Source organism: Streptomyces sp. NPDC086080 (assembly GCF_044540255.1).
GTDB lineage: Bacteria > Actinomycetota > Actinomycetes > Streptomycetales > Streptomycetaceae > Streptomyces.
The window spans coordinates 20894-38842 of record NZ_JBITRU010000004.1 but is presented as its reverse complement, the minus strand read 5'-3'; the positions used below and the strand labels follow the sequence as shown (position 1 = coordinate 38842).

At 69.3% G+C, this 17949-nt stretch carries 15 protein-coding genes; 1 reads left to right on the top strand and 14 read right to left on the bottom strand.

Going from position 1 to position 17949, the window contains the following annotated elements; genetic code table 11:
• Positions 1-29 precede the first annotated feature (29 nt).
• The 14 genes from nuoN to ACIF9R_RS06105 are packed head-to-tail and all read right to left on the bottom strand — an operon-like array spanning position 30 to position 16155.
• Positions 30-1688, bottom strand: a complete 1659-nt coding sequence (gene nuoN / locus ACIF9R_RS06170) for an NADH-quinone oxidoreductase subunit NuoN (RefSeq protein ID WP_399975045.1) — start codon at positions 1686-1688, stop codon at positions 30-32.
• Positions 1685-3256, bottom strand: coding sequence for an NADH-quinone oxidoreductase subunit M (locus tag ACIF9R_RS06165; RefSeq protein ID WP_399975042.1), 1572 nt, complete (start codon positions 3254-3256; stop codon positions 1685-1687). The genes nuoN and ACIF9R_RS06165 overlap by 4 nt, the downstream gene beginning before the upstream one ends.
• A gap of 1 nt (position 3257) precedes the next feature.
• Positions 3258-5222: an NADH-quinone oxidoreductase subunit L gene (gene nuoL, locus ACIF9R_RS06160; RefSeq protein WP_399975039.1), complete on the bottom strand. Its 1965-nt coding sequence runs from the start codon at positions 5220-5222 to the stop codon at positions 3258-3260.
• A 14-nt stretch (positions 5223-5236) separates the two neighbouring features.
• Positions 5237-5536 carry an NADH-quinone oxidoreductase subunit NuoK gene (gene nuoK, locus ACIF9R_RS06155; protein ID WP_037929353.1) on the bottom strand — a complete coding sequence of 100 codons (300 nt, stop codon included), beginning with the start codon at positions 5534-5536 and terminating at the stop codon, positions 5237-5239.
• Positions 5533-6390 (bottom strand): NADH-quinone oxidoreductase subunit J, encoded by an 858-nt coding sequence (locus ACIF9R_RS06150; RefSeq protein WP_399975035.1) that lies wholly within the window; start codon positions 6388-6390, stop codon positions 5533-5535. The genes nuoK and ACIF9R_RS06150 overlap by 4 nt, the downstream gene beginning before the upstream one ends.
• The gene (nuoI, locus tag ACIF9R_RS06145; RefSeq protein WP_399975033.1) at positions 6387-7028 is read right to left on the bottom strand and encodes an NADH-quinone oxidoreductase subunit NuoI; all 642 of its coding nucleotides are present in this window, start codon (positions 7026-7028) and stop codon (positions 6387-6389) included. The genes ACIF9R_RS06150 and nuoI overlap by 4 nt, the downstream gene beginning before the upstream one ends.
• The gene (gene nuoH, locus ACIF9R_RS06140) at positions 7021-8400 is read right to left on the bottom strand and encodes an NADH-quinone oxidoreductase subunit NuoH (RefSeq protein WP_399975030.1); all 1380 of its coding nucleotides are present in this window, start codon (positions 8398-8400) and stop codon (positions 7021-7023) included. Before nuoH ends, nuoI begins: the two co-directional genes overlap by 8 nt.
• Positions 8397-10901: an NADH-quinone oxidoreductase subunit G gene (locus tag ACIF9R_RS06135; protein WP_399975027.1), complete on the bottom strand. Its 2505-nt coding sequence runs from the start codon at positions 10899-10901 to the stop codon at positions 8397-8399. Before ACIF9R_RS06135 ends, nuoH begins: the two co-directional genes overlap by 4 nt.
• Positions 10898-12244, bottom strand: coding sequence for an NADH-quinone oxidoreductase subunit NuoF (gene nuoF, locus ACIF9R_RS06130; protein WP_399975025.1), 1347 nt, complete (start codon positions 12242-12244; stop codon positions 10898-10900). The genes ACIF9R_RS06135 and nuoF overlap by 4 nt, the downstream gene beginning before the upstream one ends.
• Positions 12244-13113, bottom strand: coding sequence for an NADH-quinone oxidoreductase subunit NuoE (gene nuoE / locus ACIF9R_RS06125; protein WP_399975023.1), 870 nt, complete (start codon positions 13111-13113; stop codon positions 12244-12246). The genes nuoF and nuoE overlap by 1 nt, the downstream gene beginning before the upstream one ends.
• Positions 13110-14426: an NADH-quinone oxidoreductase subunit D gene (locus tag ACIF9R_RS06120; protein WP_399975020.1), complete on the bottom strand. Its 1317-nt coding sequence runs from the start codon at positions 14424-14426 to the stop codon at positions 13110-13112. The genes nuoE and ACIF9R_RS06120 overlap by 4 nt, the downstream gene beginning before the upstream one ends.
• Positions 14427-14481: 55 nt before the next feature.
• Positions 14482-15231, bottom strand: a complete 750-nt coding sequence (locus tag ACIF9R_RS06115) for an NADH-quinone oxidoreductase subunit C (RefSeq protein ID WP_399975018.1) — start codon at positions 15229-15231, stop codon at positions 14482-14484.
• Positions 15228-15782, bottom strand: a complete 555-nt coding sequence (locus ACIF9R_RS06110; RefSeq protein WP_399975015.1) for a NuoB/complex I 20 kDa subunit family protein — start codon at positions 15780-15782, stop codon at positions 15228-15230. Before ACIF9R_RS06110 ends, ACIF9R_RS06115 begins: the two co-directional genes overlap by 4 nt.
• A gap of 13 nt (positions 15783-15795) precedes the next feature.
• Positions 15796-16155, bottom strand: coding sequence for an NADH-quinone oxidoreductase subunit A (locus ACIF9R_RS06105; protein WP_399975012.1), 360 nt, complete (start codon positions 16153-16155; stop codon positions 15796-15798).
• An 824-nt stretch (positions 16156-16979) separates the two neighbouring features.
• Here ACIF9R_RS06105 and ACIF9R_RS06100 point away from each other — a divergent pair.
• Positions 16980-17822 carry a C40 family peptidase gene (locus tag ACIF9R_RS06100; RefSeq protein WP_399975009.1) on the top strand — a complete coding sequence of 281 codons (843 nt, stop codon included), beginning with the start codon at positions 16980-16982 and terminating at the stop codon, positions 17820-17822.
• Positions 17823-17949: the final 127 nt, after the last annotated feature.

The window sequence follows — 17949 nt, the reverse complement described above, 5'->3', positions numbered from 1 at the left end:
GCCGCTCTCTCGCCCGCCGGGGCGGGGTGTCAGCGCACGAACACTCCCGCGTCTCCCGCGAGCTCCAGGAAGTACTGCGGTGCCACACCGAGCACCACCGTGACCGCCACACCGACCCCGATCGCCGTCATCGTCAGCGGTGACGGCACCGCGACGGTCGGGCCCTCGGGGCGCGGCTCGCTGAAGAACATCAGGACGATGACGCGGATGTAGAAGAACGCCGCGATGGCCGACGCGATCACACCGACCACGACCAGCGGCACCGCCCCGCCCTCCGCCGCCGCCTTGAACACGGCGAACTTCCCGGTGAACCCGGAGGTCAGCGGGATGCCCGCGAAGGCCAGCAGGAACACCGCGAACACCGCCGCCACCAGCGGGGAGCGACGGCCGAGCCCCGCCCACTTGGACAGGTGCGTCGCCTCACCGCCGGCGTCCCGGACCAGCGTGACCACCGCGAACGCGCCGATCGTCACAAACGAGTACGCCGCCAGGTAGAACAGCACCGAGGAGATGCCCGACGGAGTGGCCGCGATGACACCCGCGAGGATGAAGCCCGCGTGCGAGATCGCCGAGTACGCCAGCAGCCGCTTGATGTCGGTCTGCGTGATGGCGACGATCGCACCGACCACCATGGTGACGATGGCGACGCCCCACATGACCGGCCGCCAGTCCCAGCGCAGGCCCGGCAGCACGACGTACAGGATCCGCAGCAGCGCGCCGAACGCCGCCACCTTGGTCGCCGCCGCCATGAAGCCCGTCACCGGGGTCGGTGCGCCCTGGTACACATCGGGCGTCCACATGTGGAAGGGCACGGCGCCGACCTTGAACAGCAGGCCCATGACCACCAGCGCGGCACCGATCAGCAGCAGCGCGTCGTTGCCCATGGTGCCGGCGAGCGCCGGGGTGACCTCGGTCACGGTGCCCTCGACGACCTGCGTGATCGCCGCGTACGACATCGAGCCCGCGTAGCCGTACAGCAGGGCGATGCCGAACAGCATGAACGCCGAGGCGAACGCGCCGAGGAGGAAGTACTTGACCGCCGCCTCCTGCGACATCAGCCGCTTGCGGCGGGCCAGCGCGCACATCAGGTACAGCGGGAGCGAGAGAACCTCCAGCGCCACGAACAGCGTCAGCAGGTCGTTGGCCGCCGGGAAGACCAGCATGCCGGCGACCGCGAAGAGCAGCAGCGGGTACACCTCGGTGGTGGTGAACCCGGCCTTGACCGCCTTCTTCTCGCTGTCGCTGCCCGGCACCGCCGCGGCCTGCGCGGCGAAGGAGTCGACACGGTTGCCGTGTGCCTCCGGGTCGAGCCGGCGTTCGGCGAAGGTGAACAGGCCCACCAGGGCCGTCAGCAGGATGGTGCCCTGGAGGAACAGGGCCGGTCCGTCGACAGCGATGGCGCCCATCGCCGCGATGCCCGCCTTGGTCGTGGCGTAGCCGTTCGCGGCGAGTGCCACGACCGCGGCGAACGCGGCGGCGAGCGCGACCACGGAGACGAACAGTTGTGCGTAGTAGCGGGATTTCCGCGGGACGAACGCCTCGACCGTGATCCCGACCACCGCCGCGCCGACGACGATCAGAATGGGGGCGAGCTGTCCGTATTCGATCTTCGGCGCGTCGATCTTCGAGATCGGGTCGATCGCGGCCGCCGTTGTCCACAGGCTGTGGACGGCTGTTGTCGCGCTCACTTGGCCGCCTCCACCTCGGGCTGGGGGTCCTTCATATCGACGTCGGACATGGTCTGCCTCACCGCCGGGTTCACGATGTCCGTGACGGGCTTCGGATAGACGCCCAGGAAGACGAGGAGCACGACCAGCGGCGCCACCACCGCGATCTCGCGCACCCGCAGGTCGGGCATCTTCGCCACCTCGGGCCTCACCGGGCCGGTCATCGTCCGCTGGTAGAGGACGAGAACGTAGAGCGCGGCGAGGACGATGCCGAAGGTGGCGACGATCCCGATCACCGGATAGCGGGTGAACGTGCCGACCAGGACCAGGAACTCACTGACGAAGGGCGCGAGCCCCGGCAGCGAGAGGGTCGCGAGGCCGCCGATCAGGAACGTCCCGGCGAGTACCGGGGCGACCTTCTGCACACCGCCGTAGTCGGCGATCAGCCGCGAACCGCGCCGCGAGATCAGGAATCCGGCGATCAGCATCAGCACGGCCGTCGAGATGCCGTGGTTGACCATGTACAGCGTCGCGCCGGACTGGCCCTGGCTGGTCATGGCGAAGATGCCCATGATGATGAAGCCGAAGTGCGAGATCGACGCGTACGCGATCAGCCGCTTGATGTCGCGCTGGCCGACCGCGAGCAGCGCACCGTAGATGATGCTGACGACCGCCAGGACGAGGACGACCGGCGTCGCCCACTTGCTGGCCTCCGGGAACAGCCCGAGGCAGAAGCGGAGCATCGCGAAGGTGCCCACCTTGTCGACGACCGCCGTGATCAGCACGGCCACCGGGGCGGTGGACTCCTGCATGGCGTTGGGCAGCCAGGTGTGCAGCGGCCACAGCGGCGCCTTCACGGCGAAGGCGAAGAAGAAGCCGAGGAACAGCCAGCGCTCGGTGCTGGTCGCCATCTCCAGCGAGCCGTCGGCCCGCGCCTGGGCGATCTCGGTGAGCGAGAAGTTCCCGGCGACCACGTACAGCCCGATCACCGCGGCCAGCATGACCAGACCGCCGGCCAGGTTGTAGAGCAGGAACTTCACGGCCGCGTACGACCGCTGCGTCGCCGCCTTCTCCTCGCCGTGCTCGTGGGCACGGTCCCCGAAGCCGCCGATGAGGAAGTACAGCGGGATCAGCATGGCTTCGAAGAAGATGTAGAAGAGGAAGACGTCGGTGGCCTCGAAAGAGAGGATCACCATCGCCTCGACGGCGAGGATCAGGGCGAAGAAGCCCTGGGTCGGCCGCCACCTCTTGTGTCCCGTCTCCAGCGGGTCGGCGTCGTGCCAGCCCGCCAGGACGATGAAGGGGATCAGCAGGGCGGTCAGCGCGATCAGCGCCACCGCGATGCCGTCCACACCCAGCTCGTACCGGACGCCGAAGTCCGCGATCCAGGCGTGGGACTCGGTGAGCTGGTAGCGGTCACCGCCCGGGTCGAACCGCACCAGGACGACGATCGCCGAGGCGAGCGTGGCGAGCGAGAACAGCAGGGCCAGCCACTTGGCCGCCGTGCGCCTCGCGGCCGGTACGGCGGCCGTGGCGATCGCCCCGATGGCCGGGAGGGCCGCCGTCGCCGTCAGCAGAGGAAAGGACATCTCAGACCGCCCTCATCAGCAGGGTCGCGGCGACGAGGACCGCCGCGCCGCCGAACATGGAGACCGCGTAGGACCGCACGAAGCCGTTCTGCAGCCTGCGCATCCGCCCGGACAGGCCGCCCATGGAGGCCGCCGTGCCATTGACCACCCCGTCGACCAGGGTGTGGTCGACGTACACCAGCGATCGGGTGAGGTGCTCGCCGCCGCGGACCAGCACCACATGGTTGAAGTCGTCCTGGAGCAGATCGCGCCGGGCGGCCCGGGTGAGCAGCGACCCGCGCGGGGCGACGGCCGGCACCGGACGGCGCCCGTACTGGGCCCAGGCGATCGCCACACCGATCACCATCACCGCGACCGTGGCGGCGGTCACCGTCATGGCACTGATCGGCGCGTGACCGTGGTCGTGGCCGGTGATGGGCTCCAGCCAGTGCACGAAGCGGTCACCGATGCTGAAGATCCCACCGGCGAAGACCGAACCGAAGGCGAGCACGATCATCGGGATCGTCATGCTCTTCGGCGACTCGTGCGGGTGCGGCGGCTCGTACGCGCCGCGGGTCGCGGCGGCCGGTTCCACGTCCGGCTCGGCCGGGGACGGCGTCGGCGCGTTGCGCCAGCGCTCCTCCCCGAAGAACGTCATCAGCATCACGCGGGTCATGTAGTACGCGGTGATGGCCGCGCCCAGCAGGGCACAGGCGCCGAAGATCCAGCCCTGGGTGCCGCCCTTGGCGAACGCCGCCTCGATGATCATGTCCTTGGAGAAGAAGCCGGACAGTCCCGGGAAGCCGATGATCGCGAGATAGCCGAGGCCGAAGGTGACGAAGGTGACCGGCATGTACGTCCGCAGTCCGCCGTAGCGGCGCATGTCGACCTCGTCGTTCATGCCGTGCATGACCGAACCGGCGCCGAGGAACAGCCCGGCCTTGAAGAAGCCGTGCGTCACCAGGTGCATGATCGCGAAGACGTAGCCGATCGGGCCGAGGCCCGCGGCCAGCACCATGTAGCCGATCTGCGACATGGTCGAGCCGGCGAGTGCCTTCTTGATGTCGTCCTTCGCGCAACCGACGATCGCACCGAACAGCAGCGTGACCGCGCCGACGATGGCGACGACCAGTTGTGCGTCCGGAGCGCCGTTGAAGATGGCCCCCGAGCGGACGATCAGATAGACGCCCGCCGTCACCATGGTCGCGGCGTGGATCAGGGCGGAGACGGGGGTCGGGCCCTCCATCGCGTCCCCGAGCCAGGACTGCAGCGGCACCTGGGCGGACTTGCCGCAGGCGGCGAGCAGCAGCATCAGCGCGATGGCGGTGAGCTTGCCCTCGCCGGCCCCGCCCGCGAGACCGGCCTCCCCGTGGCCGCCGAGCACCGGCCCGAAGGCGAAGGTGCCGAACCACAGGAACATCAGCATGATCGCGATGGACAGGCCCATGTCGCCGACACGGTTGACCAGGAAGGCCTTCTTCGCCGCCGTGGCGGCGCTGGGCTTGTGCTGCCAGAAGCCGATCAGCAGATAGGAGGCGAGACCGACGCCCTCCCAGCCGACGTACAGCAGCAGGTAGTTGTCGGCGAGCACGAGAATGAGCATCGCCGCGAGGAACAGGTTCAGGTAGCCGAAGAAGCGGCGGCGCCGCTCGTCGTGCTCCATGTACCCGACGGAGTACAGATGGATCAGTGAGCCGACGCCGGTGATCAGCAGGACGAACGTCATCGACAGCTGGTCGAGCCGGAAGGCGACGTCGGCCTGGAAACCCTCCACCGGGATCCAGCTGAACAGATGCTGTGTGACGGTGCGTTCGGCGGCGCCCTTGCCGAGCAGGTCGGTGAACAGCACCAGTCCGAGCGCGAAGGAGACGGCCGCGAGCAGCGTGCCGATCCAGTGGCCGACGGCGTCCAGCCGGCGTCCGCCGCACAGCAGGACCACCGCTCCGAGCAGGGGCGCCGCCACCAGCAGCGCAATCAGGTTCTCCACGATTCAGCAGCCCCTCACAGCTTCATCAGGCTGGCGTCGTCGACCGAGGCCGAGTGGCGGGAACGGAACAGGGACACGATGATCGCCAGTCCGACCACGACCTCCGCGGCGGCCACGACCATCGTGAAGAAGGCGATGACCTGACCGTCGAGGTTGCCGTGCATCCGGGAAAAGGCGACGAAGGCGAGGTTGCAGGCGTTGAGCATCAGCTCGACGCACATGAACACGACGATCGCGTTGCGCCGGATCAGCACACCGGTGGCACCGATCGTGAACAGCAGCGCGGCCAGATACAGATAGTTGACGGGGTTCACTTCGACGCCTCCTCGGCCCGCTTGAACGTCGGCGGAGCGATCGCCGTACGCTCCAGGCGCTCCTCCGCGCGCTGCTCCAGCGCCCGCAGGTCGTTGATCGCTTCCTGCGACACGTCACGGACCTGTCCGCGGTCCCGCAGCGTCTTGCTGACGGTGAGGTCCGACGGGGTGCCGTCGGGCAACAGGCCCGCGATGTCCACGGCGTTGTGCCGGGCGTAGACACCGGGAGCCGGCAGCGGCGGCAGGTACTTGCCCTCGCGCACGCGCTGCTCGGCCAGCTCCCGCTGGGTCTTGGCGCGCTCGGTGCGCTCCCGGTGGGTGAGCACCATGGCGCCGACGGCGGCCGTGATGAGCAGGGCGCCGGTGATCTCGAACGCGAAGACGTACTTGGTGAACAGCAGGGCCGCGAGGCCCTCCACGTTGCCGCCCGCGTTCGCCTCGCCGATGCCGTTGAACTCACTGAGCGAGGCGTTCCCGATCCCGCCGACCAGCAGGATGCCGAATCCGAGACCGCACAGCAGGGCCAGCCAGCGCTGGCCCTTGATGGTCTCCTTCAGGGAGTCCGCCGCGGTGACACCGACCAGCATCACCACGAACAGGAACAGCATCATGATCGCGCCGGTGTAGACGACGATCTGGACGACGCCCAGGAAGTAGGCGCCGTTGGCCAGGTAGAACACGGCGAGAATGATCATGGTCCCGGCGAGGCAGAGCGCGCTGTGCACGGCCCGCCGCATGAACACGGTGCACAGGGCGCCGATCACGGCGATCGTGCCGAGGATCCAGAACTGGACGGCCTCTCCGGTGGAGGTGCCGGCAGAGAGAGTCGCCGCGGCGGCGATCTGCCCGGTCATCGCCCGATCACCTTCTCCGACGCCGGTTCCTCCGCGCCGAAGGTCGAGGCGGCCTCCTGCACGACCTCGCCCTTGGAGTGGGCGACCTGCTGCTCCGTACCGGGCGCGGCCTCGGTCACCAGGCCCCGGTAGTAGTCCTGTTCGTCGGTGCCCGGGTACATGGCGTGCGGAGAGTCGACCATGCCCTCGTCCAGACCGGCGAGCAACTGCTCCTTGGTGTAGATGAGGTTGGCGCGACTGGAGTCCGCCAGCTCGAACTCGTTGGTCATCGTCAGCGCGCGCGTGGGGCACGCCTCGATGCACAGGCCGCACAGGATGCAGCGGGCGTAGTTGATCTGGTACACGCGCCCGTACCGCTCGCCGGGCGAGTAGCGCTCCTCCTCGGTGTTGTCCGCGCCCTCGACGTAGATCGCGTCGGCGGGACAGGCCCAGGCGCACAGCTCACAGCCGACGCACTTCTCCAGGCCGTCCGGATGGCGGTTGAGCTGGTGCCGTCCGTGGAACCGCGGAGCGGTGGTCTTCTGCTGCTCCGGGTACTGCTCGGTCAGCCGCTTCTTGAACATGGCCTTGAAGGTCACGCCGAAGCCGGCCACAGGGTTCAGGAAACCGGGCGTGGTGTCCTTGGGTTCCTCAGCCATCGGACGCCTCCTTTCCATCCGTAGATCCGCCCAGAGATCCGTCACTCTGAGTATCGGGGCCACCACTGGCGACCAGCTCCCGCTCCCGGCGCGGGCGGCGGCGGGGCACCGGCGGCAGCTCCTGTCCCGGCAGCGGCGGTACGGGGAATCCGCCCGCCATGGGGTCGAAGGCGGGCGGTTCCCCGGGCTGCTCGGCCTCCTTCGCCCGCGACCGGAACATGTCGGCCACGAAGGAGAGCAGCAGCAGGGCGAGGACCGCCCCGGCGATGTAGAGCGCGATGTCGGCGAACTCGTAGTTCTCGTTGCGCAGCGCCCGCACGGTGGCGACCGCCATCAGCCACACCAGCGCGACCGGGATGAGCACCTTCCAGCCCAGCTTCATCAGCTGGTCGTAACGGACCCGCGGAAGCGTGCCGCGCAGCCAGACGAAGCAGAACAGCAGGCTCAGCAGCTTGCCGACGAACCAGAGCATCGGCCACCAGCCGTGGTTCGCGCCCTCCCAGAAGGTGCTGATCGGCCACGGGGCCCGCCAGCCGCCCAGGAAGAAGGTCACGGCGACGGCCGAGACGGTCACCATGTTGATGTACTCGGCGAGCATGAACATCGCGAACTTGATCGACGAGTACTCGGTGTTGAAGCCGCCGACCAGGTCGCCCTCGGACTCCGGCATGTCGAACGGGGCACGGTTGGTCTCGCCGACCATCGTCACGATGTAGATGAGGAAGGAGACCGGCAGCAGCACGATGTACCAGCGGTCGGCCTGCTGCTCCACGATCGTCGACGTCGACATCGACCCCGAGTAGAGGAACACGGAGGCGAACGCCGCGCCCATGGCGATCTCGTACGAGATCATCTGCGCGCAGGAGCGCAGTCCGCCCAGCAGCGGATAGGTGGAGCCGGAGCTCCAGCCCGCCAGGACGATGCCGTAGATGCCGACCGAGGCGACCGCGAGGATGTAGAGCGCCGCGATCGGGAGGTCGGTCAGCTGCATCGTGGTGCGCTGGCCGAAGATCGAGATCTCGTTGCCGGCCGGCCCGAAGGGGATCACGGCGAACGCCATGAAGGCCGGGATCGCCGCGACGATCGGCGCCAGGACGTACACCGCCTTGTCCGCGCGCTTGACGACGACGTCTTCCTTGAGCATCAGCTTCACGCCGTCGGCGAGCGACTGGAGCATGCCCCAGGGGCCGTGCCGGTTGGGACCGATGCGCAGCTGCATCCAGGCGACGACCTTGCGCTCCATGACGATGCTGATCAGCACGGTCACCATCAGGAAGGCGAAGCAGAACACCGCCTTGACGGCGATCAGCCACCAGGGGTCGCGGCCGAACATCGAGAGGTCTTCAGCGGCGAAGTACGGGCTCGTGCTCATGCCTCCACCTCCTTGGGTGCCTCGCCGGCGAGGGTCGCCGGGCCGATACGGACGAGGGAGCCGGGCAGCGCCCCGGTGCCGGAGGCGACACCGCCGTCCACGGAGTTGAGCGGCAGCCACACCACGCGGTCGGGCATCTCGGTGACCGCCAGCGGCAGTTCCACCGTTCCGGCGGTACCGGTCACCGACAGCAGGTCGCCGTCCTTGACCCCGACCTCGGCGGCCGTGGCGGCCGACACGCGCGCGCGGGCGGCGTGCCGGGTGCCGGCCAGCGCCTCGTCGCCCAGCTGCAGCAGACCGTGGTCGAGCAGCAGCCGGTGTCCGGCGAGCACGGCCTCCCCGGCGGCCGGCCGGGGCAGGGCGCCCGCGGTCTCCACCGGGTCGGCGGCCCGGGGTCCGTCCCAGGCGCCGAGCCGGTCGAGTTCCGCGCGGATCGTGCGCAGGTCCGGCAGGCCCAGGTGGACGTCCATGGCGTCGGCCAGCATCTGCAGCACGCGCGCGTCGGTGGGCGCGACCCGCCGGGTCATCTGCTCGGGCTTGAGCGACGCCTCGAACAGCCGGGCCCTGCCCTCCCAGTTGAGGAAGGATCCGGCCTTCTCGGCGACCGCGGCAACCGGCAGGACGACGTCGGCGAGCTCGGTGACCTCGCTGGGCCGCAGCTCCAGCGAGACCACGAACCCGGCCTCGGCGAGTGCGACGCGCGCGCGGGCCGGGTCGGGCAGGTCGGCGACCTCCACGCCCGCGACGAGCAGCGCCTGGAGCTCACCGCGTGCCGCCGCCTCCACGATCTCGCCGGTGTCACGGCCGTAGCGGTGCGGCAGTTCGGCGACGCCCCAGGCGGCGGCGATCTCCTCCCGGGCGCGCGGATCGGTCGCCGGGCGTCCGCCCGGCAGCAGCGACGGCAGCGCGCCCGCCTCCACGGCTCCCCGCTCACCGGCCCGGCGCGGGATCCACACCAGCCGGGCGCCGGTCGCGGCGGAGAACCGGACGGCCGCGGTCAGCCCGCCCCGGACAGCCGCCAGCCGCTCGCCGACGGCGATCACCGCGCCCTCGGCCCGCAGCGCCTCGGCGGCCCTGGCCCCGTCGCCCTCCAGGCCGACGCCGCTCGACAGCGCGTCCAGCCATTCGGTCTCGGTACCGGGAGCCGCCGGCAGCAGGGTGCCTCCGGCCTTCTGAAGTCCGCGCGTGGCGTGCGTGGCCAGGGCGAAGGTCCGCTGCCCGTGCTTCCGCCATGCCTTGCGCAGCCGCAGGAAGACGCCGGGCGCCTCCTCCTCGGACTCGAACCCGACCAGGAGAACGGCGGGCGCCTTCTCCAGCGAGCCGTACGTGACGCCCGTACGGTCGAGGTCGTGGCCGCGGCCCGCCACCCGCGCGGCGAGGAAGTCCGCCTCCTCGGCGCTGTGCACGCGCGCGCGGAAGTCGATGTCGTTGGTGCCGAGCGCCACGCGGGTGAACTTGCTGTACGCGTACGCGTCCTCGACGGTGAGGCGGCCACCGGTCAGTACACCGGTGCGGCCCCGCGAGGCCAGCAGCCCCTGGGCGGCGATCTGCAGCGCGTCGGGCCAGGACGCGGGCCGCAGCTCGCCCTCGGCGTTGCGCACGAACGGGGTGTCGAGACGGTCCCGCAGCTGCGCGTAGCGGAACCCGAAGCGCCCCTTGTCGCAGATCCACTCCTCGTTGACCTCGGGGTCGTTGCCGGCGAGGCGCCGCATGACCTTGCCGCGCCGGTGGTCGGTGCGGGTGGCGCAGCCGCCGGAGCAGTGCTCGCACACCGACGGCGACGAGATCAGGTCGAAGGGGCGGGCGCGGAACCGGTAGGCCGCCGAGGTCAGCGCGCCGACCGGGCAGATCTGGATGGTGTTGCCGGAGAAGTACGACTCGAAGGGGTCGCCCTCACCGGTGCCGACCTGCTGGAGCGCGCCCCGCTCGAGCAGCTCGATCATCGGGTCGCCCGCGATCTGGTTGGAGAACCGGGTGCAGCGGGCGCACAGCACGCACCGCTCACGGTCGAGCAGTACCTGGGTGGAGATCGCGACGGGCTTCTCGTACGTGCGCTTCTTGCCGTCGAAGCGGGAGTCGGCGTGGCCGTGCGACATGGACTGGTTCTGCAGCGGGCACTCGCCGCCCTTGTCGCAGACCGGGCAGTCCAGCGGGTGGTTGATGAGGAGGAACTCCAGCATCCCCTTCTGCGCCTTCTCGGCGACGGGGGAGGTGAGGTGGGTCTTCACCACCATGCCGTCGGTGCAGGTGATGGTGCAGGAGGCCATGGGCTTGCGCTGCCCCTCGACCTCGACGATGCACTGACGGCAGGCGCCGACCGGGGCGAGGAGCGGGTGGTCGCAGAACCGGGGGATCTCGATGCCCAGCTGTTCGGAGGCCCGGATGACCAGGGTGCCCTTGGGCACGCTGATCTCGGCACCGTCGATCGTCAGGGTGACGAGGTCCTCGGGCGGGACCGCCGCGTCCCCTCCACCGGAGGCGGCGTTCGTCGTCACAGTCATGCGTGCACCTCCGTACGGTCGGCCCAGGCGGTGGACTTGGCCGGGTCGAACGGGCAGCCACGGCCCGTGATGTGCTGCTCGTACTCCTCGCGGAAGTGCTTCAGCGAGGAGAAGATCGGTGAGGCGGCGCCGTCGCCGAGGGCGCAGAACGCCTTGCCGTTGATGTTGTCGGCGATGTCGTTCAGCTTGTCGAGGTCGGCCATCTGTCCCTTGCCTGCCTCGATGTCCCGCATCAGCTGGACCAGCCAGTAGGTGCCCTCCCGGCAGGGGGTGCACTTGCCGCAGGACTCATGGGCGTAGAACTCGGTCCAGCGGGTGACGGCGCGCACGACGCAGGTGGTCTCGTCGAAGCACTGCAGGGCCTTCGTGCCGAGCATGGAACCCGCGGCGCCCACTCCTTCGTAGTCCAGGGGGACGTCGAGGTGCTCGTCGGTGAGCAGGGGCGTCGAGGAGCCGCCCGGCGTCCAGAACTTCAGCCGGTGGCCCGGGCGCATCCCGCCGCTCATCTCGAGCAGCTGGCGCAGGGTGATGCCGAGGGGCGCCTCGTACTGGCCGGGGCTGGCGACATGCCCGCTGAGGGAGTAGAGCGTGAAGCCCGGGGACTTCTCGCTTCCCATCGAGCGGAACCATTCCTTGCCCCGCTGCATGATGGCGGGAACCGACGCGATCGACTCGACGTTGTTCACCACGGTCGGGCATGCGTAGAGGCCCGCGACGGCGGGGAAGGGGGGACGGAGCCGCGGTTGACCCCGGCGGCCTTCGAGCGAGTCGAGCAGTGCGGTCTCCTCACCGCAGATGTACGCGCCCGCGCCCGCGTGCACGGTGAGTTCGAGGTCGAGTCCGCTGCCCAGGATGTTCTCGCCGAGCAGGCCGGCCGCGTAGGCCTCGCGCACGGCCTCGTGGAGCCGCCGCAGGACGGGGACGACTTCACCGCGCAGATAGATGAAGGCATGGGAGGACCTGATGGCGTAGCAGGCGATGACGATGCCCTCGATGAGGCTGTGCGGGTTCGCGAAGAGGAGCGGAATGTCCTTGCACGTCCCGGGTTCCGACTCGTCGGCGTTGACCACCAGGTAGTGGGGCTTGCCGTCTCCCTGGGGAATGAACTGCCATTTCATTCCCGTGGGGAAGCCTGCGCCGCCGCGGCCGCGCAGACCGGACTCCTTGACGTACGCGATGACGTCGTCCGGCGACATGGCGAGCGCCTTGCGCAGCCCCTCGTACCCCTCGTGCCTCTTGTAGACGTCCAGCGTCCAGGACCTGTCCTCGTCCCAGAAGGCCGACAGCACGGGTGCCAGCAGCTTCTCCGGGCTCATGTCCTTGAGTTCGGGTGCCAAGGTCATCACTCCCCCTCCTCGGCGACCGGTCCCGACGGGTGCGCCGGGTCGGAGGCCGACGTGTCCTGCGGCGCGTCGTGCGAGCTGAGGTGCTCGGCGGGCGACGGCTCGTGCGGCGCGGTGTCCCGGGGGGCCGCACCCCGCGGGCTCACCACACGCGGGGGCGCGGCCTCCCCCTTGGCCAGCTTCAGACCGATCAGGGAGGCGGGGCCTGCGCCTCCGGTGGCCTCGACGGCTCCCTCGCGCCCGTCGGGGAAACCGGCCAGGATGCGGGCGGTCTCCTTGAAGGTGCACAGGGGTGCCCCGCGGGTGGGGGCGACCTCACGGCCGGCGCGCAGGTCGTCGACCATGCGCTTGGCGCTCTCGGGCGTCTGGTTGTCGAAGAACTCCCAGTTCACCATCACCACGGGCGCGAAGTCGCAGGCCGCGTTGCACTCGATGTGCTCCAGGGTGACCTTGCCGTCGTCGGTGGTCCCGCCGTTGGCGACGCCCAGGTGCTCCTGGAGCTCCTCGAAGATCGCGTCTCCGCCCATGACGGCGCACAGGGTGTTGGTGCACACCCCGACCTGGTAGTCACCGCTCGGCCGGCGCCGGTACATGGTGTAGAAGGTGGCAACCGCGGTCACCTCGGCCGTGGTCAGCTCCAGCATGTCCGCGCAGAACTGCATCCCGGTGCGTGTGACATGCCCCTCCTCCGACTGCACGAGGTGCAGCAGCGGCAGGAGGGCGGACCGGGAGTCCGGGTAGCGGGCGATGACCTCGCGCGCGTCGGTCTCCAGCCGTTCCCTGACGTCGTCCGGGTAGGCGGGTGCGGGCAGTTCGGGCATGCCCAGGCTGACGCCCCGCTCGGACCGCTCGGAGGATGAGGTGGTCATCGGTCGACGCCTCCCATCACGGGGTCGATGGACGCGACGGCGACGATGACGTCGGCGACCTGGCCGCCCTCGCACATCGCCGCCATGGCCTGCAGGTTGGTGAAGGACGGGTCGCGGAAGTGGACCCGGTAGGGGCGGGTGCCGCCGTCGGAGACGACATGCACCCCGAGCTCGCCCTTGGGCGACTCGACCGCCGTGTACGCCTGACCCGGCGGCACGCGGAAGCCCTCGGTGACCAGCTTGAAGTGGTGGATCAGGGCCTCCATGGAGGTGCCCATGATCTGCTTGATGTGGTCGAGGGAGTTGCCCATCCCGTCCGGCCCCAGGGCAAGCTGGGCGGGCCAGGCGATCTTCTTGTCGGCGACCATGACCGGTCCGGGTTCGAGCCGGTCCAGGCACTGCTCGACGATGCGCAGCGACTGGCGCATCTCCTCCAGCCGGATCAGGAAGCGGCCGTAGGAGTCACAGGTGTCCGCGGTCGGGACCTCGAAGTCGTAGGTCTCGTATCCGCAGTACGGCTGGGACTTGCGCAGGTCGTGCGGGAGCCCGGTGGAGCGCAGGACCGGTCCGGTGGCGCCGAGGGCCATGCAGCCGGCCAGGTCCAGATAGCCGACGTCCTGCATACGGGCCTTGAAGATGGGGTTCCCGGTGGCGAGCTTGTCGTACTCCGGGAGGTTCTTCCGCATGGTCTTCACGAACTCGCGGATCCGGTCCACCGCGCCGGGCGGCAGGTCCTGGGCGAGTCCGCCGGGGCGGACGTACGCGTGGTTCATCCTCAGGCCCGTGATCAGCTCGAAGATGTCGAGGATCAGTTCACGGTCACGGAACCCGTAGATCATGATCGTGGTGGCGCCGAGCTCCATACCGCCGGTGGCGATGCACACCAGGTGGGAGGAGAGCCGGTTCAGCTCCATCAGGAGCACCCTGATGACCGAGGCCCGGTCGGGTACCTGGTCCTCGATGCCGAGCAGCTTCTCGACCGCGAGGCAGTACGCCGTCTCGTTGAAGAACGGCGTCAGGTAGTCCATGCGCGTCACGAAGGTGGTGCCCTGGGTCCACGTCCGGTACTCGAGGTTCTTCTCGATGCCGGTGTGCAGGTAGCCGATGCCGCAGCGGGCCTCGGTGACCGTCTCGCCGTCGATCTCCAGGATCAGACGGAGCACTCCGTGGGTGGACGGATGCTGCGGCCCCATGTTGACGATGATGCGTTCGTCGTCGGTCCGGGCCGCGCTCTCGACGACCTCGTCCCAGTCGCCGCCGGTGACGGTGTAGACGGTGCCCTCGGTGGTCTCGCGCGGGGATGCGGTGGTCATCAGTGCCTCCCGGAGGGAGTCGTTGCGGGGTGCTGGTCGGGAGACGGGTGGGCACTCACGAGTACGACCTCCGCTGGTCCGGAGCCGGGATCTGGGCGCCCTTGTACTCGACGGGGATGCCACCGAGCGAGTAGTCCTTGCGCTGCGGGAAGCCCTGCCAGTCGTCCGGCATCATGATCCGCGTCAGGGCGGGGTGACCGTCGAAGACGATGCCGAAGAAGTCGTACGTCTCGCGCTCGTGCCAGTCGTTCGTCGGATAGACCGAGAACAGCGACGGAATGTGCGGGTCGCTGTCCGGGGCGCTGACTTCGAGGCGGATCAGCCGGTTGTGGGTGATCGAGCGCAGGTGGTAGACGGCGTGCAGCTCGCGGCCCTTGTCGTTCGGGTAGTGCACGCCGCTGACGCCGGTGCACAGCTCGAAGCGCAGGGCGGGGTCGTCGCGCAGGGTCTTCGCCACGCGGACCAGGTGCTCGCGTTCGATGTGGAAGGTGAGTTCGCCCCGGTCGACGACCGTCTTCTCGATGGCGTTGCCGGGAAGCAGGTCCTGCTCCTCCAGCGCGCCCTCCAGTTCGTCGGCGACCTCGTCGAACCAGCCGCCGTAGGGGCGGGCGGTCGGCCCGGGAAGGCGGACCGAGCGGACCAGTCCGCCGTATCCGGAGGTGTCGCCGCCGTTGTTCGCGCCGAACATGCCGCGCTGGACGCGGATCTCCTCGCCGCCCTGGCCGCGCCGGCCCGGGAGGTTCTCCGCGGAGAGGTCCTTCTCGGGGTTCACGCCGTCACCCGCGGTGCCGTTCGCGTCACTCATCGCAGCAGCCCCTTCATCTCGATCGTGGGCAGGGCCTTGAGCGCCGCTTCCTCCGCCTCGCGGGCCGCCTCCTCGGCGTTCACACCGAGCTTGGAGTTCTGGATCTTCTCGTGGAGCTTGAGGATCGCGTCCAGCAGCATCTCGGGGCGGGGCGGGCAGCCGGGCAGGTAGATGTCGACCGGGACGATGTGGTCCACGCCCTGGACGATCGCGTAGTTGTTGAACATGCCGCCCGAGGAGGCGCAGACCCCCATGGAGATCACCCACTTGGGATTCGGCATCTGGTCGTAGACCTGCCGCAGCACCGGCGCCATCTTCTGGCTGACCCGGCCGGCGACGATCATGAGGTCGGCCTGTCGCGGTGAGCCGCGGAAGACCTCCATGCCGAAGCGCGCCAGGTCGTAGCGGCCGGCGCCGGTGGTCATCATCTCGATGGCACAGCAGGCGAGGCCGAACGTGGCAGGGAAGACGGACGACTTGCGCACCCAGCCCGCGGCCTGCTCGACGGTGGTCAGCAGGAATCCGCTCGGCAGCTTTTCTTCGAGTCCCATGGCTATTGGCCCCTCAGTCCCATTCCAGGCCGCCGCGCCGCCATACGTACGCGTACGCGACGAAGACGGTGAGCACGAAGAGCAGCATCTCCACGAGCCCGAAAATCCCCAGGGCGTCGAAGGTGACGGCCCAGGGGTAGAGGAAGACGATCTCGATATCGAAGATGATGAAGAGCATCGCCGTCAGGTAGTACTTGATGGGAAAGCGCCCGCCGCCGGCCGGCGTGGGGGTCGGTTCGATACCGCACTCGTAGGCCTCGAGCCTGGCGCGGTTGTACCGCTTCGGACCGATCAGCGTGGCCATGACCACGGAGAAGATCGCAAAGCCTGCCCCGAGGGCTCCCAGTACGAGGATGGGCGCATACGCGTTCACCGCTCCTCGCTCCTCTCAGTCGGCACTGACTGCTACGGGCGTCCCCCCGGGGATGGGCGAAACCGAGCCCCTGGGGGAGGTTGTGCATCGGGTGCTCCCCGCCTCAACAGCCTCTCGAACCACGCCCGCCCCGACGAAGATCGAGAACATGTGAAGCCGGTCACAAGCCCAATCGCTCCGCATCCTATGCCCGAGGGTCTGTGATCTGCGACACGGGGTATTCCATAAGCTTTGTGATCTCCACCACCTGACGAACGATCATGAAGTCGGATGAGCGGTGATCTTCGCACGCCAAGCGTTCGCGCGATCACCAAAGGTGACATTTTGGCTGATCGTCGCAGCTCAGAGGGCTTGCGCCTTCTACCAAGAGGCCTTCAGCACATGCAAATTGGTGCTGGACCTGATCCCTTGATAGAGGTCGCGCCCACTCGTCGGAGGAGACCTCGGGCGCGGTGCGGACGTGTGCACGCGTTCACGAAGTCAGCGGGTCACGATCCCGTCACATTCGGCCACCTTCCCCGGCCGTCCCTCCGGAGGCCGCCGCCGCCGTCCGTCCGGAACGCCGTCCGGCTCGCGGACGCGACGGCGGGCGCGATTGTTCCGTGACGTGCGTCACACCGGTAGGAATTGGATCAAGGGGAGGCTTGGCCAACAGCCCAACCAGTGGTAGGTGCGGGGCAATTCGGGCGTAACGATGAAAGTGCGTGATCACGGGCCGATCACGGGCGCCCGCAATGTCCGTTACGGCGTCAATAAGGAGCGGCGTGCCCTGGATTCGGGCCCTCGATTGAACAATTGTGGCGCAGCACACGTTTCTTGTGGATATGAAGGAGCCCCTGGTACCGGTTGTTCCCATGTCCCACACCGCTCACATACGCAGCCACCGGAAACCCCGCCGCACCGCCTCGTCCACGATGGCGATGCGGGCCGGAGTTGCCGGTGGCGTCCTCAGCACCCTCGCAGTGGCCGGGGCGTCGGGTTCGGCGAACGCTGCCGAGCCGGTGACGCAGACCCTCGAACTGCCCACCCTGACGGCCGATCTGGCCGCCCAGGTCGCCCAGTCCGCGGACGCGACGCAGCAGGCCGCCGCGAACTACCAGCTGCGCGCCGAGCGTGACGCGGCCGCCGCGAAGGCCGCCCAGGAGGCCAAGGCGGACCTCGCCGAGGCCAAGGAGAAGGCCGCGGCGAAGAAGAAGGCCGAGGACGCCCGCAAGGCCGCCGCCGCGCGCGCCTCGCGCGACGCCGAGCGCTCCGTCCTGACCACCACCTCCGCCTCCACGGCCACGGCCACGACCGCCTCCGCGCCCGCCGGCGGCAGCGTCGCGTCGGTCATCTCCTTCCTCAAGGCGCAGGTGGGTGACGCCTACGTCATGGGCGCCACGGGACCCAACGCCTGGGACTGTTCGAGCCTGGTGCAGGCGGCGTTCAAGCAGGTCGGTGTGGACCTGCCGCGCGTCTCGCAGGACCAGTCGATGGTCGGCACCGACATCCCGCTGTCGCAGATCCAGGTCGGCGACATCCTGTACTGGGGCGGCAAGGGCTCGGCGTACCACGTGGGTGTCTACATCGGTGACGGCCAGTACCTGGACGCCGCCAACCCCTCCAAGGGCGTCGTCATCCAGGATCTGTCCGGCTACCCCGCGTCGGGTGCCGTGCGCGTGCTCTGAGCCGCGCCCACACGGGTCGAAGGGCCGCTGCCGCTCGGGGGCAGCGGCCCTCCCGCGTGTTCCGGGCCGCCGGGCCGCCGGGCCTCCCGCGTCCGCCGGGACGTATCTCCCGCGTGTGCCAAGGCGC

Coding starts and splice junctions, on each gene's coding strand:
- ACIF9R_RS06165 (WP_399975042.1), bottom strand. CDS start 3,256: ATGTCCTTTCCTCTGCTGACGGCGACGGCGGCCCTCCCGGCCATCGGG.
- ACIF9R_RS06150 (WP_399975035.1), bottom strand. CDS start 6,390: ATGACCGGGCAGATCGCCGCCGCGGCGACTCTCTCTGCCGGCACCTCC.
- nuoI (WP_399975033.1), bottom strand. CDS start 7,028: ATGGCTGAGGAACCCAAGGACACCACGCCCGGTTTCCTGAACCCTGTG.
- nuoH (WP_399975030.1), bottom strand. CDS start 8,400: ATGAGCACGAGCCCGTACTTCGCCGCTGAAGACCTCTCGATGTTCGGC.
- ACIF9R_RS06135 (WP_399975027.1), bottom strand. CDS start 10,901: ATGACTGTGACGACGAACGCCGCCTCCGGTGGAGGGGACGCGGCGGTC.
- nuoF (WP_399975025.1), bottom strand. CDS start 12,244: ATGACCTTGGCACCCGAACTCAAGGACATGAGCCCGGAGAAGCTGCTG.
- nuoE (WP_399975023.1), bottom strand. CDS start 13,113: ATGACCACCTCATCCTCCGAGCGGTCCGAGCGGGGCGTCAGCCTGGGC.
- ACIF9R_RS06120 (WP_399975020.1), bottom strand. CDS start 14,426: ATGACCACCGCATCCCCGCGCGAGACCACCGAGGGCACCGTCTACACC.
- ACIF9R_RS06115 (WP_399975018.1), bottom strand. CDS start 15,231: ATGAGTGACGCGAACGGCACCGCGGGTGACGGCGTGAACCCCGAGAAG.
- ACIF9R_RS06110 (WP_399975015.1), bottom strand. CDS start 15,782: ATGGGACTCGAAGAAAAGCTGCCGAGCGGATTCCTGCTGACCACCGTC.
- ACIF9R_RS06100 (WP_399975009.1), top strand. CDS start 16,980: ATGAAGGAGCCCCTGGTACCGGTTGTTCCCATGTCCCACACCGCTCAC.